Source organism: Burkholderia catarinensis (assembly GCF_001883705.2).
Taxonomy (GTDB): Bacteria; Pseudomonadota; Gammaproteobacteria; order Burkholderiales; family Burkholderiaceae; genus Burkholderia; species Burkholderia catarinensis.
Genome location: NZ_MDEQ02000003.1, coordinates 193083 through 218426, shown reverse-complemented (window position 1 = coordinate 218426; position 25344 = coordinate 193083). Strand labels below are relative to the sequence as shown.

Annotated in this window: 23 protein-coding genes; 15 read left to right on the top strand and 8 right to left on the bottom strand. The window is 69.4% G+C overall.

The window, feature by feature from the left end; translation table 11 throughout:
• Positions 1-5: 5 nt before the first annotated feature.
• The 4 genes from BFF94_RS06255 (at position 6) to BFF94_RS06240 (ending at position 4388) form a co-directional block, all read left to right on the top strand.
• On the top strand, positions 6-1523 hold the full coding sequence (locus BFF94_RS06255) for an efflux transporter outer membrane subunit (RefSeq protein ID WP_219139108.1): 1518 nt from the start codon (positions 6-8) through the stop codon (positions 1521-1523).
• 28 nt (positions 1524-1551) lie between these two features.
• A complete protein-coding gene (locus tag BFF94_RS06250) occupies positions 1552-2247 on the top strand; it encodes a heavy metal response regulator transcription factor (protein ID WP_128848954.1) in 696 nt (231 codons plus the stop codon).
• A complete protein-coding gene (locus BFF94_RS06245; protein ID WP_219139107.1) occupies positions 2244-3701 on the top strand; it encodes a heavy metal sensor histidine kinase in 1458 nt (485 codons plus the stop codon). The genes BFF94_RS06250 and BFF94_RS06245 overlap by 4 nt, the downstream gene beginning before the upstream one ends.
• Before the next feature lie 99 nt (positions 3702-3800).
• Positions 3801-4388, top strand: a complete 588-nt coding sequence (locus BFF94_RS06240) for a LysE family translocator (RefSeq protein ID WP_128841219.1) — start codon at positions 3801-3803, stop codon at positions 4386-4388.
• Between the two features lie 110 nt (positions 4389-4498).
• Here BFF94_RS06240 and BFF94_RS06235 read toward each other — a convergent pair whose 3' ends face one another.
• On the bottom strand, positions 4499-5344 hold the full coding sequence (locus BFF94_RS06235; protein ID WP_128841220.1) for an AraC family transcriptional regulator: 846 nt from the start codon (positions 5342-5344) through the stop codon (positions 4499-4501).
• Between the two features lie 169 nt (positions 5345-5513).
• Between BFF94_RS06235 and BFF94_RS06230 the strand changes: the two genes are divergently transcribed.
• Positions 5514-6308, top strand: coding sequence for an SDR family NAD(P)-dependent oxidoreductase (locus BFF94_RS06230; RefSeq protein ID WP_128841221.1), 795 nt, complete (start codon positions 5514-5516; stop codon positions 6306-6308).
• A 24-nt stretch (positions 6309-6332) separates the two neighbouring features.
• Here the strand turns inward: BFF94_RS06230 and BFF94_RS06225 are convergent, their stop codons facing one another.
• The 5 genes from BFF94_RS06225 to BFF94_RS06205 form a co-directional block, all read right to left on the bottom strand.
• The gene (locus tag BFF94_RS06225; protein ID WP_128841222.1) at positions 6333-6707 is read right to left on the bottom strand and encodes a hypothetical protein; all 375 of its coding nucleotides are present in this window, start codon (positions 6705-6707) and stop codon (positions 6333-6335) included.
• A 212-nt stretch (positions 6708-6919) separates the two neighbouring features.
• Positions 6920-7990, bottom strand: coding sequence for an AI-2E family transporter (locus tag BFF94_RS06220; protein ID WP_128841223.1), 1071 nt, complete (start codon positions 7988-7990; stop codon positions 6920-6922).
• A 139-nt stretch (positions 7991-8129) separates the two neighbouring features.
• Positions 8130-9239, bottom strand: coding sequence for an NADH:flavin oxidoreductase/NADH oxidase (locus BFF94_RS06215; RefSeq protein WP_128841224.1), 1110 nt, complete (start codon positions 9237-9239; stop codon positions 8130-8132).
• Between the two features lie 142 nt (positions 9240-9381).
• Positions 9382-10068, bottom strand: coding sequence for a type 1 glutamine amidotransferase domain-containing protein (locus BFF94_RS06210; RefSeq protein ID WP_128841225.1), 687 nt, complete (start codon positions 10066-10068; stop codon positions 9382-9384).
• 403 nt (positions 10069-10471) lie between these two features.
• Positions 10472-11521: a substrate-binding domain-containing protein gene (locus tag BFF94_RS06205; protein ID WP_128841234.1), complete on the bottom strand. Its 1050-nt coding sequence runs from the start codon at positions 11519-11521 to the stop codon at positions 10472-10474.
• Positions 11522-11674: 153 nt separating this feature from the next.
• On the opposite strand from BFF94_RS06205, the gene BFF94_RS06200 reads away from it, so the two are divergent.
• Complete coding sequence (locus tag BFF94_RS06200) at positions 11675-13261, top strand: glycoside hydrolase family 68 protein (RefSeq protein WP_219139106.1); 1587 nt, start codon at positions 11675-11677, stop codon at positions 13259-13261.
• 161 nt (positions 13262-13422) lie between these two features.
• Positions 13423-15060, top strand: coding sequence for a glycoside hydrolase family 32 protein (locus BFF94_RS06195; protein WP_128841226.1), 1638 nt, complete (start codon positions 13423-13425; stop codon positions 15058-15060).
• Between the two features lie 92 nt (positions 15061-15152).
• Here the strand turns inward: BFF94_RS06195 and BFF94_RS06190 are convergent, their stop codons facing one another.
• Complete coding sequence (locus BFF94_RS06190; RefSeq protein ID WP_128841227.1) at positions 15153-15902, bottom strand: SDR family oxidoreductase; 750 nt, start codon at positions 15900-15902, stop codon at positions 15153-15155.
• Between the two features lie 140 nt (positions 15903-16042).
• The gene (locus BFF94_RS06185) at positions 16043-16960 is read right to left on the bottom strand and encodes a LysR family transcriptional regulator (RefSeq protein WP_219139105.1); all 918 of its coding nucleotides are present in this window, start codon (positions 16958-16960) and stop codon (positions 16043-16045) included.
• Positions 16961-17333: 373 nt separating this feature from the next.
• Here BFF94_RS06185 and pdxR point away from each other — a divergent pair, with 373 nt between their 5' ends.
• The 8 genes from pdxR (at position 17334) to BFF94_RS06145 (ending at position 25333) form a co-directional block, all read left to right on the top strand.
• Positions 17334-18818, top strand: a complete 1485-nt coding sequence (gene pdxR / locus BFF94_RS06180; protein ID WP_219139104.1) for a MocR-like pyridoxine biosynthesis transcription factor PdxR — start codon at positions 17334-17336, stop codon at positions 18816-18818.
• 93 nt (positions 18819-18911) lie between these two features.
• A complete protein-coding gene (locus BFF94_RS06175) occupies positions 18912-19349 on the top strand; it encodes a carboxymuconolactone decarboxylase family protein (RefSeq protein WP_128847326.1) in 438 nt (145 codons plus the stop codon).
• 10 nt (positions 19350-19359) lie between these two features.
• The gene (locus BFF94_RS06170) at positions 19360-19779 is read left to right on the top strand and encodes a cupin domain-containing protein (protein ID WP_128847329.1); all 420 of its coding nucleotides are present in this window, start codon (positions 19360-19362) and stop codon (positions 19777-19779) included.
• Between the two features lie 285 nt (positions 19780-20064).
• Positions 20065-20763 carry a TetR/AcrR family transcriptional regulator gene (locus BFF94_RS06165; protein ID WP_219139103.1) on the top strand — a complete coding sequence of 233 codons (699 nt, stop codon included), beginning with the start codon at positions 20065-20067 and terminating at the stop codon, positions 20761-20763.
• Positions 20760-21725 (top strand): HlyD family secretion protein, encoded by a 966-nt coding sequence (locus BFF94_RS06160; RefSeq protein WP_219139102.1) that lies wholly within the window; start codon positions 20760-20762, stop codon positions 21723-21725. Before BFF94_RS06165 ends, BFF94_RS06160 begins: the two co-directional genes overlap by 4 nt.
• The gene (locus tag BFF94_RS06155) at positions 21722-22681 is read left to right on the top strand and encodes an ABC transporter ATP-binding protein (RefSeq protein ID WP_219139101.1); all 960 of its coding nucleotides are present in this window, start codon (positions 21722-21724) and stop codon (positions 22679-22681) included. Before BFF94_RS06160 ends, BFF94_RS06155 begins: the two co-directional genes overlap by 4 nt.
• Positions 22678-23832: an ABC transporter permease gene (locus BFF94_RS06150; protein WP_128843133.1), complete on the top strand. Its 1155-nt coding sequence runs from the start codon at positions 22678-22680 to the stop codon at positions 23830-23832. The genes BFF94_RS06155 and BFF94_RS06150 overlap by 4 nt, the downstream gene beginning before the upstream one ends.
• Positions 23833-23842: 10 nt before the next feature.
• Positions 23843-25333: an efflux transporter outer membrane subunit gene (locus BFF94_RS06145; protein WP_219139100.1), complete on the top strand. Its 1491-nt coding sequence runs from the start codon at positions 23843-23845 to the stop codon at positions 25331-25333.
• Positions 25334-25344 lie beyond the last annotated feature (11 nt).

Genomic DNA, 25344 nt, shown 5'->3' with positions numbered 1-25344 from the left:
TCGGCATGCGCGCCCGCTTGCGGCCTCCAACGCTCGCCGTCGTGGTGGCGGCAGCCGCGCTCGCCGGCTGCACGGTCGGCCCCGACTACCGGCGTCCGGACGTCGATACGCCGGCCGCGTGGCGGCTCGACCCGGCCGACGCATACTGGCACCCGGCCGCGCCGGCCCGCGCCCCGCTCGATCCCGCGTGGTGGACCGCGTTCGGCGATCCGCAGCTCGACGCGCTGGAAGCCGACGCGCTGCGCAACAACCAGAACCTGAAGGCCGTCGCCGCGCGCTACGACCAGGCGAAGGCGACGCTCGCGTCGGTCGCATCCGCGCAATATCCGGCCGTGGGCCTGAACGCGAGCGGCCAGCGCTTCAAGATCTCCGCCGACCGGCCGCAGACCAATTACGCGACGCGAAGCACGTCGACCGTGCAGAACGACATCCAGGTCGGCGCGGCCGTCAGCTACGAGCTCGACCTGTTCGGCCGCGTGCGGCGCAGCGTCGAATCCGCGCAGGCGACCACCGGGCAAGCCGCCGACGATTTCGCGAACGCGCGCCTCGTGCTGACCGCCGATCTCGCGTCGAGCTATTTCGCGCTGCGCGAGTTCGACACCGAGATCGACGTCGTCAAGCGCTCGATCGACCTGCAGCAGAAGGCGCTCGACTACGTGAGCGCGCGCCACGACCTCGGCGCGGTGTCGGGTCTCGACCTGCTGCAGCAGCGTGCGCAGCTCGACGCGACGCGCACGCAGGCGCAGTTGCTGATCCAGCAGCGCGCGCAGGTCGAAACCGCGATCGCGACGCTGGTCGGCACGCCGGCGCCCGCCTTCTCGATCGCGTCACGCGTCGTGCCGATCAACGCGCCGACGCTGCCGACCGGCCTGCCGAGCGACCTGCTGCAGCGGCGGCCCGACGTCGCGTCGGCCGAGCGCGCGATGGCCGCCGCGAACGCGCAGATCGGCGTCGCGCGCGCCGCGTATTTCCCGCGCATCACGCTGTCGCCGGATATCGGCTGGGATGCGACGCGCTTCGCGGGCCTGTTCACCGTGCCTGCGCTGCTGTGGTCGATCGGCGGGTCGCTCAGCCAGCCGCTGTTCGAAGGCGGCAAGCTGAAGGCCGGCGTCGATTTCGCGCAGGCCGGCTATGTCGCCGCGCAGGCCAGCTACCGGCAGGCCGTGCTCACCGCGTTCCAGGAGGTGCAGAATGCGGTCACGGGCCTGTCGGTGCTCGCCGAAGCCGCGCGGCAGGCATCGGCGGCCGTCGACGACGCGCGCAAGCTCGTGTCGCTCGCGCAGGATCGCTACACGGGCGGCCTGACGCCGTTCATCGACGTGCTCACGGCCCAGCAGCAACTGCTGACGAGCGAGCGGCAGGCCGTGCAGATCCAGGGCCAGCGCGCGGCGCTCGTCGTGTTTCTCGCGAAGGCGCTCGGCGGCGGCTGGGACGGCGATGCGGCGGACGGCCCCGCGCCGGCCGAGGTCGCGACGGCGACCCCGGCAACCCCGGCGGCCCCGGCGCACCCGCCGAGCCCTTAACCGGATTACCCGGACAACGGATTCGAATATGAAAGTACTGATCGTCGAAGACGAACCGAAAGTCGTCGAGTACCTGAAGAGCGGCCTGACCGAGGAAGGCTGGGTCGTCGACACCGCGCTCGACGGCGAGGACGGCGCGTGGAAGGCCGTCGAATTCGACTACGACGTGGTCGTGCTCGACGTGATGCTGCCGAAGCTGGACGGCTTCGGCGTGCTACGCGCGTTGCGCGCGCAGAAGCAGACGCCCGTCATCATGCTGACCGCGCGCGACCGCGTCGACGATCGCGTGCGCGGGCTGCGCGGCGGCGCCGACGACTACCTGACCAAGCCCTTCTCGTTCCTCGAGCTGATCGAACGGCTGCGCGCGCTGACGCGCCGCGCGCGCGTGCAGGAATCGACGCTGATCTCGATCGGCGACCTGCGCGTCGACCTGATCGGCCGGCGCGCGACCCGCGACGGCAGCCGCCTCGACCTGACCGCGCAGGAATTCCAGCTGCTCGGCGTGCTCGCGCGGCGCAGCGGCGAGGTGCTGTCGAAGACGACCATCGCCGAACTCGTGTGGGACGTGAACTTCGACAGCAACGCGAACGTCGTCGAGACGGCGATCAAGCGCCTGCGCGCGAAACTCGACGGCCCGTTCGCGGACAAGCTGCTGCACACGATCCGCGGCATGGGCTACGTGCTCGAGGCGCGCGAGGACGGCGACACCGAGAGGCCCGCATGAAACGCTCGATCGTCCTGCGGCTCTCGGCGATGTTCGGCATCGTGTCGCTGCTCGTGTTCACGCTGGTCGGCTGCGGGCTGTTCGTGATGATGGAACGCCAGCTTTTCGCCGAATTGCGCGCGACGATCGACACGCGCGCGAAGGTCGCCCAAATGATCGTGTCGCACGCGACCACGGCCGCGCGCGGCCGCATGATGCAGGAAAAGCTCACCGATCTCGAGCCGCCCGACGGCTCGACGCACTACCAGGTCGTCAGCCCGGACGCCAGCTTCCGCTTCGGCAGCCCCGTCAACGGCGTACCCGTCGACCCGCCGAACGGCGCATTCCAGCGCTACGCGCTCAACGACAGCAGCTACGACGTGATGACGAAGACCGTCACGCTGGCCGGTGCCGGCGAGCGGCCGACGTCGCAGCTGATCGTCGCGACGTCGTGCGAGCGCACGCAGCGGATGCTGCGCCGCTTCGGCTGGACACTCGCCGCGCTGATCGCGACGGCCACCGTCATCACGTTGCTGCTGAGCCGCGCGGTCGCCCGCTTCGGGCTCGCGCCGCTCGACCGGCTGTCGCAGGACGCGGCGACCGTGAGCGCGACGAACCGCCGCCAGCGGCTGCATACCGACGCGCTGCCGACCGAGTTGCGCGATCTCGCCACGTCGTTCAACGGCGCGCTCGACCGCATCCAGCAAACCTACGCGCGACTCGAAGCGTTCAACGCGGACGTCGCGCACGAGTTGCGCACGCCGATCGGCATCCTGATCGGCCAGACCCAGGTTGCGCTGACGAGCCGCGACCGCTCGGTCGACCGGATGCGCCAGACGCTGCAGTCGAACCTCGAGGAATTCGAGCGGCTGCGCGTGATCATCAACGACATGCTGTTCCTGTCGCGCAGCGACCGCGGCGAACGCGCGACCGACCTGAAGGACGTGTCGCTCGCCGACGAGGTGCGGCGCATGCTCGACTTCCTCGAAATCCCGCTCGACGAGGCGCAGTTGCACGCAGAACTGCACGGCGATGCGCGCGCGGCCGTCGATCCGTCGCTGTTCCGTCGCGCGATGACGAACCTGCTGATCAACGCGATCCAGCATTCGGCGCCCGGCGCGACGGTCAGCGTGACGATCACGCGCCGCGACGCGCTCGTCGAAATGGCCGTCGCGAACCCCGGCGAGCCGATCGACCCCGCCCAGCGCTCGCACGTGTTCGAGCGCTTCTACCGGCTCGAGGAAGCCCGCGCGAACAGCAAGGAGAACCACGGGCTCGGGCTGTCGATCGTCAAGGCCGTGGCGGAAATGCACGGCGGCAGCGTGTTCGTCGCGTGCTCGGGCGGCGTCAACACGTTCGGCTTCTCGGTATCGGCGCAGCCCTGCGCGGGCGACCCGCCGCGTGCGGCCGATGCAGCCGACCCGGCCGACCCGGCCGATGCGCGGCCGGCGCACGCGCCGCGCGCATTGCACTGACCGCGGCCGCGCGCCGCCGAGGGCAGTTTTCTTCAATACGCGCCGGTGCGGCTTCCGTAGTCTCGATGTGACTTTCGACATTTCGCATGGAGACACCTGATGAGCATGCTGGTTTCGATGGCCGCGTTCGCGCTCGCCTCGTCGATCACCCCCGGTCCCGTCAACATCGTCGCGCTCAGTGCCGGCGCGCGTCACGGCCTCGGCGCGAGCCTGCGCTACGCGGCCGGCGCGACGCTCGGCTTCGTCGCGCTGTTCCTGCTGATCGGGCTCGGCCTGCACGCGGCGCTCGCGCGCTGGCCCATTCTGACGACCGCCACGCAGTGGTCGGGGATCGCGTTCCTGCTGTACATGGCGCTGCGGCTCGCGCTCGATGACGGCCGGCTGTCGGCCGCCCCCAACGTAGCCGGCCCGTCCGCGGCGGCCGGCGCGGCGATGCAGTGGCTGAATCCGAAGGCGTGGCTCGCGTGCGTGGCCGCGATGGGTGCGTATGCGGCCGACGGCGACCGCACGCAGGTCTGGCAATTCGCGGCGCTGTACCTGGTGATCTGTTTCGCGTCGATCGCGTGCTGGGCGTATGCGGGCGCGTCGCTGCGGCACCGGCTCGCGAACGCGCGGCGCATGCGCGTGTTCAACCGGCTTATGGCGCTGCTGCTCGCGGGCAGCGCGCTCTTCCTGCTCGATATCTAGCGTTGCCGCTTCGCCGAGCGTTTTGCATCGGCTACCACGTGTGACCGGCGTGGCTGACCCTCATCGACGGCCAGCCCGTGTGCGGCAATGCAGGCCCGCCCTTGCGCGGGTCAGTTCGCGGCGCTTCGATATTGCCCCGGTGTTGCGGCCGCGATCCGCCGGAACGCGCGCTGGAAATGCGCCTGGTCCGCGAAGCCCGCATCGAGCGCGACTTCGGCGATCGGCCGGCCGCGGCGCAGCTCGGTGCGGCCGTACTGCACGCGGCGATCGATCAGGAACGCATGCGGCGTCATCCCGTAGCGCGCGTTGAATGCACGGATCAGGTACGACGGCGACAGGTCGGCCGCCGCGCAGATCGCATCGAGCGTGACGCCCTCGCGGCAATGCGCGGCGATGTAGTCGGCCGCGCGCGCGAGCCTGGCGTTGTCGTCCCCGGGCCGCGCGTCGGGCAACTCGCGATCGAGCGCGCCGTGCAGTTGCGTGAAGAACTCGACCGCCGCGCTCTCCTTGCCGAGCGGATCGACGGCGGGCGACACGAGCGTGCGGTAGAAGCCGCCAAATTGCGCGAACAGATCGCGCCGCTCAGTCAACTTCGGCGAAAAACCGTGAAAATCGCTGTTCGGATCGCGGCCCAGCGAATGCTGCAGCCGCGCGAGCCACGGCACGTCGACATAGACCATCCGGTACGCCCACGCATCGGGGCCGTACGGATTGCACGCATGCACCTGCTCCGGATCGATGATCACGAGCACGCCGCGCCCGACGTGCGCGTTCGTCGCGCCGTTCACGTAGGTGCTCGTGCCGCCGACGATCGCGCCCAGCGAAAACGTGTCGTGCGTATGCTTCACGTAGCAGATCTCACGCCCGTCGTCGACGGTGCGCGCCTCGATGAACGGCAGCGCGGCATCGCGCCAGAACGGCGACGGTACGACGGATCGGTTGACGGTACGGCTCACGCGGCGGGCTCCCGGTTCGGACGGCGAACGCTCACCGTACAAGACTGTGCGGCGCGGCGCAACCGGGTCCCCCGGCTTCGAAGCCGGATCGCGCCATTTCGCCTAAGCTTTGAATTCCGTCCGCCGCGGCTTGCGCGGCGGTTCCCGTTCCCCCTCTTCCGTCAAGCTCATGCACATCGATCTGAAAGGCAAGACCGCGGTCGTCACCGCCTCCACCGCCGGCATCGGGTTCGCGATCGCCGAAGGGCTCGCGCGCGCCGGCGCGCGTGTCGTCGTCAACGGCCGCAGCGACGCATCGGTGCAGTCCGCGCTCGCGCAACTGCGCGCCGCCGTGCCCGACGCGCACTTCGACGGCGTCGCCGCCGACCTGTCCGACGCGGCCGGCGTCGCGCGCATCGCGCAGCACGCGCCGGAGGCCGACATCCTGGTCAACAACGCGGGCATCTACGGCCTGAAGGCGTTCTTCGACATCGACGACGCCGAATGGGAACATTATTTCCAGATGAACGTGATGTCCGGCGTGCGGCTCGCGCGGCATTACCTGAAAGGGATGATCGAACGCAATGCCGGGCGCATCGTGTTCATTTCGTCGGAATCGGGCCTGAACATCCCGGTCGACATGATTCATTACGGGTTCACGAAAACCGCGCAGCTGTCGATTGCGCGCGGCCTCGCGAAACTCGCGGCCGGCACCAACGTGACCGTCAACTCGGTGCTGCCGGGGCCGACGATGTCGGACGGCGTACGCGCGCTGCTGAAGGAAACGGCCGACGAAACCGGCCGCAGCGTCGAAGACGTGGCCGTGGATTTTGTGCGCAACCATCGCGCAAGCTCGATCATCCAGCGGCCCGCGACGCCCGAGGAAGTCGCGAACATGGTCGTCTACGTGTGCTCGCCGCTGGCTTCGGCGACGACGGGCGCCGCGTTGCGGGTGGACGGCGGCGTGGTCGACACGATCGCGTGACGGCGGGCGGGCACGGCCGCCGCGCTAGCGCGAAGCGGCCTTGCCCGGCTGGAGCGTGCCCTTGCGGTCGGCGTCCATGCAGGAATCGAAGCCGTATCGGGTGACGACGCCGGCCTTGTCGAACACGACGAAGTAAGCCCGGTGATCGTCGCCGTGCTCGATGAAATAGTTGTAGCAGACGCCGCTGCCGTTGCGGACCATCCATACGCTGCGCGGGTTGCCGCCGGCGCGGACGACATCGGCGCGCGTCGCGCCGTGCCGCGACGCGGCCCTCGCGAGCGGCGTACGCGAATACGAGAACGGTAGCCACGAGTCGAACCACGCGCAGCCGTGCAACATCAGGCAGCCGGCGGCCAGGGACAGCGTCGCTGCGGGACGGGACATCGAAATCAATCGCATGCTTGGGGAAATCTGCTGCGCCATGCCGGCGTGATCGAAAGCCCCATGCTACTAGACCTTTGGGTCCGGATCGAAAAGAAATGTAAAGATCCGGTTCCGGAGCCTTGCCTCGCAAGCCCCCGCGCAAACCGGATCGTCGCGGCCGGCGCATGCCTGCGCATGCATCCCTGTCGCCGCGCCGATGCGTCAAACCGGCGCCGCGGCGTGCATCGTCACGCGATCCATTCGGCCCACAGCATCGTCAGCACCGTCATCAGCGCGGGGCCGACGAACAGCCCGATCAGGCCGAACGTCTCGGCGCCGCCGAGGATGCCGAAGAGCACGAGCAGGAACGGCAGCCGCGCCGAACCGCCGATCAATAGCGGCCGCACGAAATGCTCGGCGACGAACACGACGACGAAACCGAGCACGGCCACCGCGACGGCCCACATGGTCGCGCCCTGCACGAACAGCCAGAGCGCCGCGCCGCAGAACACGATCGGCGCGCAGAACGGCAGCATCGCGGCAATCGCCGTGACGAGGCCGAGCAGCGCCGCATGCGGCACGCCCGCGAGCGCATAGGCGACGCCGAGCAGTGCGCCCTCGCCGAGCCCGACGACGACGAGCCCCGTCACCGTGCCGTACACGGCCTTGACCATCCGCTCGATCAGTTCCGCGCCGTTGCGCCCGACCGCTCGCCGCGCGCCCTCCAGCAAGGCGCCCGACAGCTTGTGGCCCGCGCGCAGGATCACGAACAGCGTGACGAGCATGAAGCCGAACTCGAGCAGCGCATGCGCGAGCTTCGTGCCGAACTGCCGGCCGAACGCGAGGAATTTCTCGCTGTTGACGCCGTGCATCGCGCTGGCCGCATGCAGCGGATGGCCGAGATTGGCCTGCCACCATTCGGTGATCTGTACCGCGCCGTAAGGCAGCCGGCCGATCACTTCGGGCACCGGGATGCCGTTGTCCTGGATCGTGTGCAGCCACTCGCGCAGGTCGTGCGCCTGCCCGATCGCCTGGGTCGCCGCGACGGCCACCGGCAGCACGACGAGCAGCGAGATCGCCGCCGTGATGACGAGCGCGATGAGCGTCGGCCGGTGGCGGAACAGCCGGTGCGATTCGAAGCGTTTCAGCAGCGGCCACATCGCGATGGCGATCACGCAGGCCCACGCGATGGCGGGAATGAAGTCGCGGATCACCCACAGCGCGAGCGCGAGCAGCGCCGCATACAGCATGACGCGGGCGATCTGCTGCGTGCGCGGCTGCGCGGCGGGGTCGTGAGACGACGGGACATGTGCGCCCATGGCACCTCTGTTGAAATGGAAAAATGGCGGTTCGCGCAGGCAACCGGCCTGCACGAACCGCCATTCTATCCATCGGCGCCGGATCGGCGGCGCGCATCATGCGCAGGCCGCCGATCCGGCGCCGGATTGCCGCGCCCGCTCAGGCCGCCTTGTCGGCGGTCCGGTAACGTTCGAGCCAGTGCGCGTACGGCGCGGGCAGCGTCCACGACGGACGCTCGACGCCGAGCTGCTTGGCCGCGTAGTACGGCCAGTGCGGATCGGCGAGATGCGCGCGGCCGACCATCACGAGATCGAGCTGCTCGTCGGCGACCACGCGGTTCGCCAGTTGCGGCGTGTCGATCCCCCACGCGGACGACACGGGCAGCCCGGCCTCGCGGCGCACGCGCCCGGCGATCGGCGCCAGGAACGCCGGGCCCCACGGAATCTGCGCGTCGGGCGTCGAGAAACCGACCGACACGCTCAGCATGTCGAGCCCTTCCCGCTTCATCCGCTGCGTGAGCGCAATCGACTCGGCGAGCGTTTCTTCGTCGCGGCCGTCGTATTCGATCACGCCCAGGCGCGCGGTCAGCGGCAGATGCTCGGGCCATACCTTGCGGACGGCCGCGAGCGTGTCGACGAGGAAGCGGCCGCGATTCTCGACCGAACCGCCGTATTCGTCGTCGCGGTGGTTCGCATGCACCGAGAAGAAGCTCTGGCCGAGATAGCCGTGCGCGAAATGCAGCTCGAGCCATTCGAAGCCCAGGTCGCGCGCGCGCTTCGCCGAGGCGACGAAGTCGGCCTGCACGCGGGCGATGTCGTCGTGCGTCATTTCGCGCGGCACCTTCGGCAGATGCGCGCCGAACGGCACGGCCGACGGCGCGATGGTCGGCCAGCCGCGCGGATCGCCGTCGGCGATATGGTCGTCGCCTTCCCACGGACGGTTCGCGCTCGCCTTGCGGCCCGCATGCGCGATCTGGATGCCGGGTACCGAGCCGGCCGCCTTGATCGCCGCGACCGACGGCGCGAACGCCTCGGCCTGCGCATCGTTCCACAGCCCCGCGCAGCCCGGCGTGATGCGCCCCTCCGGCGACACGGCCGTCGCCTCCGCGATCACGAGGCCCGCGCCGCCGCGCGCGATGCCGGCCAGATGCACGTGATGCCAGTCGTTGACGACGCCGTCCTCGGCGACGTACTGGCACATCGGCGGCACCGCGATGCGGTTGCGCAGCGTGACATCCTTGAGTTTGAACGGTTCGAACAGGGCAGACATCCTCGACTCCTTTGTTTGGTTCTGCAAAACGATCGGGAACGCGCCGCGCAGCACGCGCGGCGGAACGATTCGGGCCGTCGGCGGGCGGGCTGCGCCCGGCGACGGATACGGAACGGCGCCGGCCCGGGCCGGCGCCATGGGCTTACCGGCGGCCGAGCTTCGCGAGCAGCGCCTCGGCGGCGGGCTCCGACGACGCGGGGTTCTGCCCCGTGATCAGCAGCCCGTCGGTGACGACATGCGGCGCCCAGTCGGCGCTGCGCTCGAATTCCGCGCCGTTGGTCTTCAGCATGTCCTCGACGAGGAATGGCACGACTTCCGTCAGTTCGACGGCCGCTTCCTCGCTGTTGGTGAAGCCCGTCGCGCGCTTGCCGCGCACGACCGATTCGCCGGTCTTCGGGTTCTTCACGTGACGCAGCACGCCCGGCGCATGGCAGACGGCCGCGACCGGCTTGCCGGCCGCCAGCGCGCGCTCGATCAGGCCGATCGAATGCAGATCCTCGGCGAGATCCCACAGCGGGCCGTGGCCGCCCGGGTAGAACACGGCGTCGTAGTCGTCCACGGACACGTCGGCCAGCTTGCGCGTCGACGCGAGTTCGGCCTTGGCCGCCGCATCGGCTTCGAAGCGGCGCGTCGCATCGGTCTGCGCGGCCGGATCGCTGCTTTTCGGGTCGAACGGCGGCTGGCCGCCCTGCGGCGACGCGAGCGTCAGCTCGACACCCGCATCCTTGAACGTGTAGTACGGCGCGGCCAGTTCCTCGAGCCAGAAGCCGGTCTTCTTGCCGGTGTCGCCGAGCGTGTCGTGCGAGGTCAGGACAACCAGGATCTTCATGATCGGAACTCCTTCGAAAATGGGGGAACGGGGCTGCGCAACCGGGGTGGCCGGTCGGCGCGGCACGCCTGTCGGTTAGTCAGCTATGGCGCGTCAACGTGCGACTCATGTTTCCGAATGCGCCATGCGTGTATTAGACCAGTCGTCTAGAAAGAGTCGAAATAAACGACGGCGTCTCGCTGCACGAACAGCATCGCAGCGTGAAATGGCATTTTCGCGTCTTTGTTGCACGAGCCGCGAACGTCGTCGCATTCACGAGAACGGATGATATCCCCGGATTAGACCGGTCGTCTAGGAGAACGGATATTCGCCCCTGCCGTCGTCATGGCCTTTTCGACGGGGCGCGGCCCGGCACCGCACCGTCCGCTGCCGATCGCCCCCCCCCCCGCCTCCACCGCGCAGGCTAGCCGCGCAACGGACCGTCCGTGTTGCCGGCCTCGATTGCCGGCGCTTCGAGTCGATGTTCGCGCACGCCGTCGCCCAGCAGCCGCAGCATCAATTCCGCCAGCGCGCGCCCCGATTCGTGCCCGGTCGGCTGCACGACCGCCGTCACGCGATGGGGTTGCGCGATGTCCGGCGGCACGCCGTCATAGACGATCAGCGACATGTCCTCGCCCAGGCGCAGGCCGCTATCCACGAGCGCCCGAAACGCGCCGCCGCCCGCGATATTGTTGTCGACCAGCAGCGCCGTCGGCCGCTCGGCGAGCGCGAGCAGCGCCCGCACGGCCTGCAGCCCGCCGTCGTGCGTAAACGCGCACTCGACGAGCAGCGCCGGATCCGGTTCGATACCGGCTTCGCGCAGTGCCGACAGATAGCCTGCGCGACGCTGTGCGGCGAAATTCAGCGCGAGCGGCGCGCTGATCATCGCAATGCGCCGATGCCCGAAACCCGTCAGCCGGCGCACCGCGTCCCGCGCGCCCGCCTCGTTGTCGAAATCGAACCACGCATACGGCTCGGCAGCCTGCGTGCGGCCGTACGCGACGTACGGAAATGCGCTCGACTGCAGGTAGGCGATGCGCGGATCGTCGACGAGCGTGCGCGCGACGATCAGTCCGTCGACGAGTTTGCCGTCGACGATCCGCCGATAGGTGTCCAGTTCCGCGTTCGGTCGCGCGGCCGCGATGATGAAATCGAGATTGCGTTCGGCGAGCCTTTCCGTGATGCCCGCGACGACCTCGCCGAAACGCGGATCGCCGAGATCGCCCGCGCCGAACGGATAGACGATCCCGATCATGTCCGCCCGCCCGGTCGCCAGCCGGCGCGCGGTCGGATCCGCCACGTAGCCCATTTCGCGCGCCGCCCTCGCCACGCGTTCGCGCGTCGCCTCGCTGACGTCATCGTAACCGTTCAACGCGCGGCTGACCGTCGTCCGCGACAGCCCGAGCGCGTCCGATAACGCCTTCAGATTCACTTTCAACCGTCGTTCCTCGCACTCGATGTACCGCACGGGCATGCCGATTGACGGCAATTATTTCCGCTCGGTAGCTATTACTGTCAAATATTTATCTTTTGACGTCCAAACCGGTTTGAAATAGCATCCGAACCGGTTTGGACATCGATGCCCACTCAGCCGTTCACTTTCACTTTTCCAGGGAACAACGACGAGATGACATACTTTCCCCTTTTCCGCCCGACCGCGGCGAAACGTTTGCTCCTCGCTGGCGGCGCACTTGCCGCCTTCGCGTCCGTCGCGCATGCGCAGTCCGGCGGCACGGGCGCACCGGCGCCCACGCCTCATACGCAGCAGGCCTACGATCCCGAGGGCAACTTCACGATGCGCTGGACGCGCGCCGACATCCGTCAGATCGTCGCGCAGTCGCACACCGCCGGCGCCGACAAGAACTCGCTGCCGCAAGCACTGTCGATGCCGGACATCCCGCAGGATTTCCCGCTGATCAACTCGAACGTGTGGGTGTGGGACACGTGGCCGCTGGCCGACCTGCGCGCGAACCAGCTCAGCTACAAGGGCTGGGAGGTGATCTTCTCGCTCACCGCCGATCCGCACGCGGGCTACACGTTCGACGACCGTCACGTCCATGCACGCATCGGCTTCTTCTACCGCCGCGCGGGCATCCCCGCGTCGCAGCGCCCCGCCAACGGCGGCTGGACCTGGGGCGGCCACCTGTTCCCGGACGGCGCGAGCGCCAGGGTGTTCGGCACCTCGCCGATGACCAACAATGCCGAATGGTCGGGCTCGGCGCGCCTCACGCACGGCGACAACGTCAGCCTCTACTACACCGCGACGTCGTTCAACCGCTCGGCACCCGGCGGCGCCGACATCACGCCGCCGCAGGCGATCATCACGCGCACCGACGGCCACATCCAGGCCGACGACAAGCACGTGTGGTTCACCGGCTTCGACGATCACAAGGCGCTGCTGGAACCGGACGGCAAGTACTACCAGAGCGGCCAGCAGAACACCTACTTCTCGTTCCGCGATCCGTTCGTGTTCACCGACCCGGCCCACCCGGGCAAGACCTACATGGTCTTCGAAGGCAATACGGGCGGCCAGCGCGGCTCACGCACCTGCACCGAAGCCGATCTCGGCTACGCGCCGAACGATCCGTACCGGGAAGATCTCAACGCGGTGATGAATTCGGGCGCAGTGTATCAAAAGGCCAATGTCGGCCTCGCGATCGCGACGAACCCGCAATTGACCGAGTGGAAGTTCCTGCCGCCGATCCTGTCGGCGAACTGCGTCGACGACCAGACCGAGCGCCCGCAGATCTACCTGAAGGACGGCAAGTACTACCTGTTCACGATCAGCCACCGCACGACGATGGCGGCCGGCGTCGACGGCCCGGACGGCGTGTACGGCTTCGTCGGCAACGGCATCCGCAGCGACTTCCTGCCGCTGAACGGCGGCAGCGGTCTCGTGCTCGGCAACCCGACCGACTTCTCCGCACCGGCCGGCGCACCGTATTCGCAGGATCCGAACCAGAACCCGCGCGAGTTCCAGTCGTATTCGCACTACGTGATGCCGGGCGGGCTCGTCGAGTCGTTCATCGATGCGATCGGCCCGCGCCGCGGCGGCACGCTCGCGCCGACGGTGAAGGTCAACATCAACGGCACGTCGACGGCGGTCGACCGCGCGTACGGACGCGGCGGCCTCGGCGGGTACGGCGACATCCCGTCGAACCTGCCCGCGACGGGCGCCGGTCACAACGACGGCGGCTCCGGCACCCGGCCGTAACGGCCGCGACCGCCTAGTCGCCTGGCTGCCAGTTCGGCGGATGCACATCGCGCGTGCCGCGTGTGCGTCCGCCCTTTTTGTTCCGCAGATCGCGCACGCCGCCGTTGCAAGCGGCATGCGCCCTCTTTTCCCGCTTCGTCCGACGGAGTACTTGGCCCCGCATGAAATTGACGTCTTTCCGCTGTTCCGTCCGGATCGCCCGGTTGCTGCTCGCCTGCGTGGCCTCCACGCAGGTTGCCGCAGCGCCCTGCAACGCGCCGCCCGAAAACGGCACGCCGCAATGGCGACCGGCGCTGCATTACACGCCGCAGCGCAACTGGATGAACGATCCGAACGGGCTCGTCTACGAGAACGGCCGCTACCACCTGTTCTATCAGTACAACCCGCTCGGCAACGACTGGGGCAACATGTCATGGGGCCACGCGACGAGCACCGATCTCGTCCACTGGCGCGAGCAACCGGTCGCGATGCGCGCGAACGCCACCGAGGAAATCTTCTCCGGCTCGATCGTCGCCGACACGCTCAACACGTCCGGCCTGGGCAAACCGGGCCGCACGCCGCTCGTCGCGCTCTATACGAGCGTCTACAAGCCCGGCTCCGGCCACGCGCCGGGCATCCAGGCCCAGTCGCTGGCGTACAGCCTCGATCAGGGCACGACCTGGCAGCCATACGCGCACAATCCGGTGCTGACGCTCGATCCGGAATCAAAGCAATTTCGCGACCCGAAAGTGTCGTGGTACGCGCCGGGCGGCTACTGGCTGATGACGACGGTCGTCGCCGACGCGCACGTCGTGAAGCTCTATCGCTCGGACGACCTGATCCACTGGAATTTCCTGAGCGACTTCACGCGGCCGGGCGTGCCGCACGACGGCGCGCTGTGGGAAATGCCCGACCTCGTCCCCCTGCCGCTCGACGACGACCCCACACGAATCAGGTGGGTCATGATCGTCAACGTCAACCCGTGGTCGATCGCGGGGGGCTCCGGGGCCATGTACTTCGTCGGCAACTTCGACGGCCGCACGTTTACACCGGATCGCGTTGCCCCCGCCGGCTCCGATCCCGCGCAATTCCGCTGGGTCGACCATGGCGCGGACTTCTACGCGGCCGGCACCTTCTCGGGCGCGCCCGGCACACGGCCGGTCGCGATCGCGTGGATGAGCAACTGGGATTACGCGGCGAACGTGCCGACGACGCCATGGCGCGGCGCAACCACCCTGCCGCGCGAACTGTCGCTGAAGACGATCGACGGCGAACCCAGGCTCGTCGTCGCGCCGGCCGCCGCATTCGACGCTTGGGCGGACGGCCGACCCGCCGTGCACGAAGGCAACCTCACGATCGACTCCACGACGCGCGCGCTGTCGGCCGCCACGCGCGGCGTCGTCCAGCGCATCACGGTGACGATCGCGCCGCAGCAAGCGGCACGCGCGGGCCTGATCGTCCGGCGCTCGGCGGACGGCTCGACCGGTACCCGGATCGTGTACGACACCGCGAAACGCACGCTGACGCTCGACCGCTCCCAATCCGGCGAAGCGAACTTCGCCGGCACGTTCAGCCGCGAGCACATCGTGGACCTGCCACTCGAGCACGGGCAACTACGGCTCGAGATCGTCGTCGATCGCGGATCGGTCGAAGTGTTCGCGAACGGCGGCCGCGTGGCGCTCACCGACCTGATCTTTCCGCCGCTCGATGCGGACCGCGTCGCCGTGTTTGCCGAGCAAGGCCGCGCGACGTTCTCCGGGCTCACGGTGACGCAGCTCGAAGCGGGCGGCGACACGCGCGGCGCCTGTGCGCCGCGATAGGTACGGCTTGCGGGCGCCATCCGCCCGGCAGGTGACGGGGACCGTCCGCCCGGCTTGCGTCGGACGGATGCGGTCCCCGCCGGCGCCACGGATCAGAGCAATCCCATCCCGCCCGACGCGATGATCTCCGCGCCGACGATGAACGCGGATTCCGGCGCGCTGAGGTGCAGCACCGTGGACGCGATTTCGTCCGGCGTGCCGAACCGGCCGATCGGGACGAGGCCCTTGATCTTTTCGGCCGTCGCGTCGAGCGTCGCCGCATCGAGCCCGAGCTTGCCGTACAGCGGCGTCTGAACCGGCCCGGGGCTCACGACATTCACGCGCACGCCGTGCGGCAGCAGTTCCGTCGACAGCGTCTTCGCGAACGAATTGACGGCCGCCTTGCTCGCCGCGTATACCGACGAGCCGGGCATCCCGATGTGCGCGTTGATCGAGCCGTTGATCACGATCGACGCGCCGCGGTTCAGCAGCGGCACCAGCGACTGGATCTGGAAATACGCGCCCTTCACGTTGGTGTTGAACACGAGGTCCCACATGGCCTCGTCGCTGTCGGCGAACGGCGCGAGTTTCGCGACGCCCGCGTTGATGAACACGGCGTCGAGCCGCACGCCCGCGGTTGCGATCGCGTCCGCCAGCGCACGGGCCGACGCGACGCTGCCGGCCTCGTTGCGGATCGCGAGCGCGCCTTCGCCGAGCGTTTGCCGTGCGGCTTCCAGCGTCTGCGCGTCGCGCCCGGTGATGATGACCCGCGCGCCTTCGGCCGCGAATGCGTTGGCGGCCGCCAGGCCGATGCCGCTGTTGCCGCCCGTGACCAGAACCGTCTTTCCTTCGAAGCGTTGCATGATGTTCTCCTGTGAACCGGTGAGTTGACCGTGAGCACAGGATGCGCGCGGCGCCGGGCCTTGCCGTGCGATGTGCACGACGAACATGTTCGAAACCGTCGAACATGTTTGGGCGGACGCCCCGCCGCCCGGTTCCGCGCTCAGCCGGTCACGTCGATCCCGTCGAGCAGGCGCTGCGCGAGTCTCGGCTCGCGCAGTCGCTCCAGCCACCATTGCAGCGCGCGGCCGTCGCGGTCGCCGCGCCACGCGACATACAGCAGGTTCGGTTCACGCGGATCGGCCGTCTGTTTCTCGACCAGTTCGCCGCGCGCGAGCAGCGACACCACGCGTCGGCTCGGCACCCAGCCGACGCCGAGCCCGTCGCGCTGCGCGAGGATCTTCGCGCGCATCGACGGCACCGCGAGCACGGCCTGCCCGCCGAGCAGGCCATACGCGCGGCCGGCCGCGCGCCGCGACGAATCGGCGACGACGACCGCGCGATGCGCGCCGATCGCGTCGCGCGTCAGCACGCCGCTCCCGGACGCCAGCGGATGGCGCGGCGACACCGCGAACACCCACTCCATCGCGCCCAGTTCGAACCATTTGAAGCCCGGAATCGCCGGCGGCTCGTTGGTCGCGCCGATCACCAGATCCGCGCGGCCGTCGCGCAGCGCTTCCCAGGTGCCGCCGAGCACCTCGTGCGTGAAGCGCAGCGACACGCCCGAATCGAGCGCGTCGAACGCGCGGACCACCGGCAGCAGCGTGTCGAACTCCAGCACCTCGTCGCTGACGATCCACAGCCGGTCCTCCCAGCCGCTCGCGACCTGCCGCACGCGCTGCGTCAGCCGCGCGACGTCCAGCGCCAGCCGTGCCGCCTCGTCGGCGAGCAATTGCCCGGCCGGCGTCAGCTGCAGCCGGTAGCCGCGCCGGTCGAACAGCAGCGCGTCGAAACGCGTTTCGAGCTGGCGCGCCGCGTGCGACACCGTCGACGGCGCCTTGCCGAGCCGCGCGGCGGCCCGCGACAGGCTGCCGGTGGCGCGGATCGCGTCGAGCAGCGCCAGTTCGTCTTCGGACAGCATGAGGTCGCTCCGGTATGGGGTTGTCGTGGATCGTAAGCCAGCGGCGGGCCGCGGTCCAATCGGGCGACAGGGGCGGCGACGACCGATGCCAGTAGGCCGGCCCTGCCCGGTTCTCCGGTTCTCCGGTTCTCCGGTTCTCCGGTTCTCCGGTTCTCCGGTTCTCCGGTTCTCCGGTTCTCCGGTTCTTCGGTTCTCCGGTTCTCCGGTTCTCCGGCCGCGTCGCTCCATCCGGATTCCTTGCGCCGTGATGGCCGGCTCCGACATCGCGAAAAACCAGCGAAGCCGTCATGCCGCCGCCCCGAACCCCGATCCGCCGGTCGACTTCCGGTATGCTGACTGGCACGAAATTCCCCCAATCAAGGTAACCACCGCGATGGACATCGCAATCCGCATCGACGGCCGTCACGACCTGACGGGCCAAATCTTCCGGCAACTGCGCACCGCGATCGTCGACGGGCGTCTCGAAGGCGGCGCGCGGCTGCCGTCGACGCGCGACCTCGCGAAGCAGCTCGGCGTATCGCGCAAGACGACGCTCGACGCGTTCGAACGTCTCGTCGCCGAGGGCTACCTGAATACGCGCGCGGGCGACGGCACGTTCGTCGCCGACGGTCTCGCGCGCGTGCCGCACGCCGCCGCGATGTCGGCGCCGTCGATCGTCGAGGACACGCCGCGCATCGATGCGGTCGATGCGCGCGCGTTGTGGGACGAGCTGCCCGACGCGCTCGCGATGCCCGCGCCGCAGGATTCGCCCGGCTTCGACTTCCGCGGCGGCGTGACCGACAAGGCGCTGTTCCCGTTCGACGCATGGCGGCGCTGCCTGCATCACGCGCTGCGCCTGCAGGCGCGCGGCCCCGGCCAATACCACGATCCGGCCGGCGATCCGCAACTGCGCGGCGCGATCGCGCGCTACGTCGCGTTCAGCCGCGCGGTCGCGTGCAGTTGGGACGACGTGCTCGTCACGCAGGGCGCGCAACAGGCGCTCGACCTGCTCGCGCGCGTCGTCGTGCGGCCCGGCGACGTCGTCGCGGTCGAGGATCCCGGCTATCCGCCCGCGCGCGCCGCGTTCGCGTCGCTCGGCGCGACGGTGATCGGCGTGCCGGTCGACGCGCACGGCCTCGTCACCGAGCGGCTGCCCGACGAAGCGCGCCTCGTCTACGTGACGCCGTCGCACCAGTTCCCGCTCGGAATGCCGATGACGCTGGACCGGCGCGTCGCGCTGCTCGAATGGGCGCAGCGCCGCCGCGCGGTGATCATCGAGGACGACTACGACGGCGAGTTCCGTTTCGAAGGCCGGCCGGTGGAATCGCTGAAGAGCCTCGACCGCACGGGCCTCGTCGCCTATGTCGGCACGTTCTCGAAGACGATCTTTCCCGAACTGCGGATCGGCTACGCGATTCCGCCGCGCGCGCTGCGCGGCCCGCTGGCCAAGGCGAAGCAGATCGTCGACTGGCACACCTGCACGCTGACGCAGGCGGCGCTCGCGCGCTTCATGCTCGAAGGCGATTTCGCGCGGCACCTGAAGCGCGTGCAGAAGCACTACGACGCGCGCCGCAAGATGCTGATCGCGCATCTGCGCGGCGAACTCGCGCCGTGGTTCGACGCGATCGTGCCGACCGCCGGCATCCACCTCGCCGCGCACCTGAAGCCGGGGCTCGACGAGGCGGCGCTGGTCCGCGCGGCGCGCGCGCAGGACATCGGCCTGTACGGCATCTCGGCGTTCCACGTCGGCGTGCCGGTCCGCGCGGGGCTGCTGTTCGGCTATGGCGGGATCGACGCGCTGCGCATCGATACGGCGCTCGCGAAGCTGGCCGGGCTGCTGGGTTCGGGCAGCATCGGCGGCTCGTCACTGGTTACCTGAATTTTCTGGAAATTGGCCATTCAAGCAGGCCAGCGTGCGTCTTAAAGTGGGTCCTGTCGCGCCACCGTGCGCTCCAACCGAAAAGGACCTGCCATGCAACCGCGCCTGAACTTCTATGCCGCCAGCCCGAATGGGATCAAGGTGATGCGCAACGCCGAGGAATTCCTCGCGAAGAGCTCGATCGAGAAGCCGCTCGCCGAACTCGTCCGCCTGCGCGCGTCGCAGATCAACGGCTGCGCGTTCTGCGTCGACATGCACACGGCCGACGCGCGCAAGGGCGGCGAAACCGACCGCCGCCTGGCAACTGTCGTCACATGGCGCGAAACGCCGTTCTTCACCGAGCGCGAACGTGCCGCGCTGGAGTGGACCGAGGCGCTGACGCTGGTCGCCGACAATCACGTGCCGGACGCCGTCTGGGAAGCCGTGAAGCCGCACTTCAGCGACGAGGAGCTGTTCGACCTGTCGATGCTGATCGCGACGATCAACTCGTGGAACCGCTTCGCGATCGCGTTCCGCAAGATGCCCGAGTAAGGAGACGACGATGATGCGCTCCACGCTCAATCGCACCGCCCTGTGCGCGTGGCTCGCGCTCGGCGCCGCGCTGCCGGCCGCCGCCGATGCGCACGACACCGGCGACAACGTGCACGCGATCATGCAGCAGGCCGTGCCCGAAGCGCCCGGCAAGCTCGTGGTCGTCGCGACCGTCGACTATGCGCCCGGCCAGGCCTCCGCAGCGCACAAGCACCTCGGCTCGGTGTTCGCGGTCGTGTCGAAAGGCGAAGTGCTGTCGCAGATGAACGGCGGCCCGCTGCACCGCTACCGCGCCGGCGAAGGCTGGTACGAAGCGCCCGGCTCGCGCCACCAGGTATCGCGCAACGCGAGCGCGACCGAGCCCGCGCAACTCATCGTATTCGGGCTGACCGGCGAGCACGAGCCGCTGAAGTCGCCGATCGATCAGTAACCGGGTTCCGGGGCGCGCGCGATATCCGGCCCGCGCCCCGCTTCGCTTCGCGACCGGCTTCCTCGCCTGTCCTCCGCCTGTCCTCCGCCTGTCCTCCGCCTGTCCTCCGCCGGTCCTCCGCCGGTCCTCGTTAGCCGCTCCCTACACGCCGCCCGCGGCACCCAGCCCGCCGCCGCGTCGCGCCCCCGCTCGTCCGCGCCGCCATTCGACACTCGCCTGATCCCGGTCAACAACGGCGAAAACCCTTCCTTGAAATTAACTAACTCATCAATTAGCGTCGATTTCATGAACGCGAAATCCACCATCGCCAGGCCGCGCGGGCGCCGCCCGTCGGTGGACGATTTCGACCTGCGCGACCACATGCTCGACGTCGCGATGCAGTTGTTCGCCGAGCGCGGCATCGCCGCGACGACGGTCGCGCAGATTGCCGCCGCCGCCGGCGTCACGTCGGCGATGGTCCACTACTACTTCACGAACCGCGAGCAGTTGCTCGACGCGATCGTCGAGGAACGGCTCGCGCAGGTCATCGCGTTCGTGTGGCGGCCGACCGAACCGCAGATCGAGAACGATCCGTTCGCGCTCGTCGCCGAGCTCGTCGACCGCTTCTTCGACGTCACGCACCGCATGCCGTGGCTGCCGTCGATCTGGTTGCGCGAGATCGTCCATGAAGGCGGGCTGCTGCGCGAGCGGATGGTCCGGCGCATTCCGCTCGACCATGTCGGGCGCTTCGCCGAACGCATCCGCGGCGCGCAGCAGGCCGGCACGCTGAATCCCGCGCTCGAACCCGCGTTCCTGTTCCATTCGATCATCGCGCTCGTGATGCTGCCGCTCGCGACCGCGAAACTGTGGCAAAGCGCGCGCGGCCTGCCGCCGATCGACCGCGACGTGCTGCACCGCCACGTCCGCGCGCTGCTCGGTTCCGGCCTGCAGCCGCCGGCCGCCGCGCCTCGCGCGCGGGCCCGCTCGCCGCGGAGGCCGTCGTGAACGCGGCCCGCGCGCTGCCGCTCGCGCTGGCCGCCGCCGTCGCACTGCTCGCCGGTTGCGGCAGGACAGCGGACAACGGCACGACCTACCAGGGCTATGTCGAAGGCGAATTCGTGTACCTGTCGTCGTCGCAACCGGGCACGCTGACGCAGTTGTCGGTCCAGCGCGGCCAGGCGGTCGCCGCCGGTGCACCGGCGTTCTCGCTCGAAGCGCTCAGCGAAACGGCCGCGCTGCTGCAAGCGCAACATCAGCTCGCGGCCGCGCGCGCGCAGCTCGCCGACCTGCAGAGCGGCAAGCGCCCGCCGGAAGTCGCGGTCACGCAGGCGCAACTCGCGCAGGCCACCGCGCGGGCCACGCGGGCCGCCGCGCAACTCGCGCGCGACGAACGCCAGTACGCGGCCGGCGGCCTGTCGAAGCAGCAGCTCGACGATTCCCGCACGTCCGCGCAAACCACCGCCGCGCAGATGCGCGAGCTGCACAAGCAGGTCGACGTCGCACGCCTGCCGGGCCGCGCGCAGCAGGTCGCCGCGCAGGCCGCCCAGGTCGACGCCGCGCAGGCGGCGGTGGCCGAAGCGCAATGGAAGCTCGACCAGAAGCGCGTTGCCGCACCCGCCGCCGGGCGCGTGTACGACACGCTGTACCGCGTCGGCGAATGGGTGCAGGCCGGCAATCCGGTCGTGCAGATGCTGCCGCCGCAAAACCTGAAGGTGCGCTTCTTCGTGCCGAAGGCCGCCATCGCATCGCTCGCAACGGGGCGCATGGTCGCGATCCGCTGCGACGGCTGCGCGGCCGACGTGCCCGCGCGCATCACCTACGTGTCGAGCGAGGCCGAATACACGCCGCCGGTGATCTACAGCAACGAGAGCCGGACCAAGCTCGTGTTCATGATCGAGGCGCGCCCCACCGTCGCCGACGCGCCGAAGCTGCATCCCGGCCAACCCGTCGCCGTGAGGGTGCAATGAACGCGCCGCCCGCTCCGTATGCGATCGACGTCGATCGCCTGAACAAGCGCTTCGGCGACAAGCACGTCGTGAAGGACGTATCGCTGCGCGTCGCGCGCGGCGAGATCTTCGGCTTTCTCGGGCCGAACGGCAGCGGCAAGACCACGTCGATCCGGATGATGTGCGGCCTGCTCACGCCCGACTCGGGCAGCGGCACCTGCCTCGGCTACGACATCGTGCGCGACAGCGCGCAGATCAAGCGGCGCGTCGGCTACATGACGCAGCGCTTCTCGTACTGGGAAGACCTGTCGATTCGCGAGAACCTCGACTTCGTCGCACGCGTGTACGGGATGCCCGACCGCAAGGCGGCCGTCGCGCGCGCGCTCGACGGGCTCGGCCTCGCAAGCCGCGCGGACCAGCTCACGGGCGCGCTGTCGGGCGGCTGGAAGCAACGCCTCGCGCTGGCCGCCTGCATGCTGCACGAGCCGGAGCTGCTGCTGCTCGACGAGCCGACCGCCGGCGTCGACCCGGCCGCGCGCCGCGACTTCTGGGAAGAACTGCACCGGCTCGCCGCGCAGGGGATTTCGGTGCTCGTCAGCACGCACTACATGGACGAGGCCGAACGCTGCCACAAGCTCGCGTACATCGCGTCCGGCGAACTGCTCGCGCAGGGTACGTCGGCGGAGATCGTCGCGTCGCAGCACCTGTCGACCCGCGCGATCACCGGCGATCACCTGACCGAACTGTCCGAGCGGCTGCGCACGATGCCGGGCGTCGACCAGACGGTCGTGTTCGGCTCGGCGCTGCACGTGAGCGGCCGCGATCGCGCGCTGCTGGATGCGACGCTCGCACAGGTCGCGGCGCCGGCCGACGGGAAAGCAGCGCTGCAGGTCGCGCCGATCGACACCGGGCTCGAAGACGTCTTCATTTATATGATGGGCCGCGCGTCCGGGCCGCCCGGCGGAGCGTCGCCATGAACGCATGGACGGGCCTGCGCGACGCGTTCTCGGTCGCACGCTGGTGGAGCATCGTGCTGAAGGAGTTCCTGCAGCTGCGCCGCGACCGCGTGACGTTCGCGATGATCGTCGGCGTGCCGATCATCCAGCTCGCGCTGTTCGGCTTCGCGATCAACACCGATCCGAAGCACCTGCCGACCGCGGTGATCGTCGCCGATGCGAGCCCGTTCGCGCGCAGCTTCATCGCCGCGATGCGCAATTCCGCGTACTTCGACATCGTCGAAACCTTGCCCGACGAAGCGGCCGGCCACCATGCGCTCGCGCGCGGCGACGTGCAGTTCGTGCTGAACGTGCCGGCCGATTTTTCGCGGCGGCTGCTGCGCGGCGAGCGTCCGTCGCTGCTCGTCGAAGCCGATGCGACCGATCCCGTCGCGACCGCATCGGCGATCGGCGCGCTGCCGGGCCTCGTGCAGCCCGTCGCGGACAAGGACCTGACCGGGCCGCTCGCGCACCTGAACGGCCACCCGGCCGCGTTCGACGTCGTTCTGCACCGGCTGTACAACCCGGAAGGCATCACGCAGTACAACGTCGTGCCGGGCCTGATGGGCGTGATCCTGACGATGACGATGGTGATGATGACGGGCCTCGCAATTACACGCGAACGCGAGCGCGGCACGATGGAGAACCTGCTCGCGACGCCCGTGCGGCCGCTCGAGGTGATGACGGGCAAGATCGTCCCGTACGTGTTCATCGGGCTGATCCAGGTGTCGATCATTCTCGCCGCCGCGCGGTACGTGTTCGAGGTGCCGTTCGTCGGCGGCGCGTTCGCGATCTACCTGTCCGCGCTGCTGTTCATCGCCGCGAACCTGACGGTCGGCATCACGCTGTCGTCGCTCGCGCAGAATCAGTTGCAGGCGATGCAGCTCGCGGTGTTCTATTTCCTGCCGAACATCCTGCTGTCGGGCTTCATGTTCCCGTTCGCCGGGATGCCGAAGTGGGCGCAGTTCGTCGGCAACCTGCTGCCGCTCACCTACTTCAACCGCCTCGTGCGCGGCATCCTGCTGAAAGGCAACGGCTGGGCCGACCTGTGGCCGTCCGTGTGGCCGGTCGCGCTGTTCACCGTCGTCGTGATGGGCGTCGCGCTGCGCTTCTACCGGCGCACGCTCGATTAGGAGCCGCACGATGAAACCGGCTTCGCGTCGCGCCTCCCACGCTCCCCGCGGCGGCGCATTGGCCGCCGCGGCGCTGCTTGCCGCCGGATGCGCGGTCGGGCCGGATTTCCGCACGCCGGACGCACCGGCCACGCAACACTACACGCGCGGCGAATCGCCCACGACGACGGCTGCCGCCGCCGGCCCGGCCGGCGACGCGCAGACGTTCTCGTCAGCCGCGCACACGCCGCGACGCTGGTGGACGCAATTCGGCTCCGAACCGTTGAACCGGCTCGTCGACACCGCGTGGCAGAACAGCCCGACGCTCGCCGAAGCGCGCGCGCGGCTCGACGAAGCCCGGCAGAACCACGCAGCCGAAGCCGGCGCGACGATGCTGCCGCGCGTCGACGCGAACCTGTCCGCCACGCGCGAGCAAGTCGATACCACCGCATTCGGGTTGCCGGCCAACGTGCCGAATCCGGGGCCGTTCACGCTGTATGACGCGTCGGTGAGCGTGTCGTACGTGCTCGACGTGTTCGGCGGCAACCGGCGCGCACTCGAAGCGCTGCGCGCGCAGGTCGACTATCACGCGTACACGCTGGACGCCGCGCGCCTGACGCTCGCGGGCAACGTCGTCGCCACCGCGATCCTGCGCGCGTCGCTCGCGCAGCAGGTCGCGCTCACGCGGCAGCTCGTCGACGCGCAGGCGCGGCAGTTGCGCATCGTCGAAGCGCGTTTCGCGGCAGGCGGCGTGTCGCAGGCCGACGTGCATGCGCAACGCGCGCTGCTCGCGCAGACTCAGGCGTCGCTGCCGCCACTCGAGGCCCGCGTCGCGCAAGCCGGCCACCGCCTCGCGATCCTACTCGGCGCGCCGCCGTCCGACGCCGTGCTGCCCGACCTCACGCTCGATGCGCTCGTGTTGCCGCCCACGCTGCCCGTCGCGCTGCCGTCGACGCTCGCGCGCGAGCGGCCCGACATCCGCGCGGCGGAAGCGATGCTGCACCAGGCGAGCGCGAACGTCGGCGTGGCCACCGCGAACCTGTATCCGCGTTTTTCGATTTCGGCGGGGGTCGGCTCGGAACGCACGCGCATCGCGGATATCGTGAGCGGACTCAATGTGTGGAATGTCGGCCTCGGCCTGACCCAACCGCTCTTTCATGGCGGCGAGCTGCGCGCGAAGAAACGCGCGGCCGAAGCGGCGTATGACGCCGCGTTCGCAAGCTATCGGGAAACCGTACTGCAGGCGCTGCAACAGGTAGCCGACGCGATGCGCGCAGTCGAACACGACGCGGCCGAGCTACAGGCGAGAGACACCGCCGCGCGGGAATCGGCGGCAAGCAACAGGATTGCCGCCGACCGTTACGCGGCCGGCGGGATCAGCACGTTCGACCTGCTCGACGCGCAGCGGCAGGCGCTGCAGACGGCGCTCGACCGCACGCGCACGCAAGCCGACCGGCTCGCCGATACGGCGGCGCTGTTCCAGGCGCTGGCGGGGAGCTGGACGGATGATGCAGCGAAGTGATCGGCAAAACG

Coding starts and splice junctions, on each gene's coding strand:
- BFF94_RS06240 (WP_128841219.1), top strand. CDS start 3,801: ATGAGCATGCTGGTTTCGATGGCCGCGTTCGCGCTCGCCTCGTCGATC.
- BFF94_RS06190 (WP_128841227.1), bottom strand. CDS start 15,902: ATGCAACGCTTCGAAGGAAAGACGGTTCTGGTCACGGGCGGCAACAGC.
- BFF94_RS06165 (WP_219139103.1), top strand. CDS start 20,065: ATGAACGCGAAATCCACCATCGCCAGGCCGCGCGGGCGCCGCCCGTCG.
- BFF94_RS06245 (WP_219139107.1), top strand. CDS start 2,244: ATGAAACGCTCGATCGTCCTGCGGCTCTCGGCGATGTTCGGCATCGTG.
- BFF94_RS06155 (WP_219139101.1), top strand. CDS start 21,722: ATGAACGCGCCGCCCGCTCCGTATGCGATCGACGTCGATCGCCTGAAC.
- BFF94_RS06220 (WP_128841223.1), bottom strand. CDS start 7,990: ATGGGCGCACATGTCCCGTCGTCTCACGACCCCGCCGCGCAGCCGCGC.
- BFF94_RS06170 (WP_128847329.1), top strand. CDS start 19,360: ATGATGCGCTCCACGCTCAATCGCACCGCCCTGTGCGCGTGGCTCGCG.
- BFF94_RS06230 (WP_128841221.1), top strand. CDS start 5,514: ATGCACATCGATCTGAAAGGCAAGACCGCGGTCGTCACCGCCTCCACC.
- BFF94_RS06255 (WP_219139108.1), top strand. CDS start 6: ATGCGCGCCCGCTTGCGGCCTCCAACGCTCGCCGTCGTGGTGGCGGCA.
- BFF94_RS06250 (WP_128848954.1), top strand. CDS start 1,552: ATGAAAGTACTGATCGTCGAAGACGAACCGAAAGTCGTCGAGTACCTG.
- BFF94_RS06215 (WP_128841224.1), bottom strand. CDS start 9,239: ATGTCTGCCCTGTTCGAACCGTTCAAACTCAAGGATGTCACGCTGCGC.
- BFF94_RS06145 (WP_219139100.1), top strand. CDS start 23,843: ATGAAACCGGCTTCGCGTCGCGCCTCCCACGCTCCCCGCGGCGGCGCA.
- BFF94_RS06185 (WP_219139105.1), bottom strand. CDS start 16,960: ATGCTGTCCGAAGACGAACTGGCGCTGCTCGACGCGATCCGCGCCACC.
- BFF94_RS06195 (WP_128841226.1), top strand. CDS start 13,423: ATGAAATTGACGTCTTTCCGCTGTTCCGTCCGGATCGCCCGGTTGCTG.
- BFF94_RS06205 (WP_128841234.1), bottom strand. CDS start 11,521: ATGCCCGTGCGGTACATCGAGTGCGAGGAACGACGGTTGAAAGTGAAT.
- pdxR (WP_219139104.1), top strand. CDS start 17,334: ATGGACATCGCAATCCGCATCGACGGCCGTCACGACCTGACGGGCCAA.
- BFF94_RS06175 (WP_128847326.1), top strand. CDS start 18,912: ATGCAACCGCGCCTGAACTTCTATGCCGCCAGCCCGAATGGGATCAAG.
- BFF94_RS06200 (WP_219139106.1), top strand. CDS start 11,675: ATGACATACTTTCCCCTTTTCCGCCCGACCGCGGCGAAACGTTTGCTC.
- BFF94_RS06150 (WP_128843133.1), top strand. CDS start 22,678: ATGAACGCATGGACGGGCCTGCGCGACGCGTTCTCGGTCGCACGCTGG.
- BFF94_RS06225 (WP_128841222.1), bottom strand. CDS start 6,707: ATGCGATTGATTTCGATGTCCCGTCCCGCAGCGACGCTGTCCCTGGCC.
- BFF94_RS06210 (WP_128841225.1), bottom strand. CDS start 10,068: ATGAAGATCCTGGTTGTCCTGACCTCGCACGACACGCTCGGCGACACC.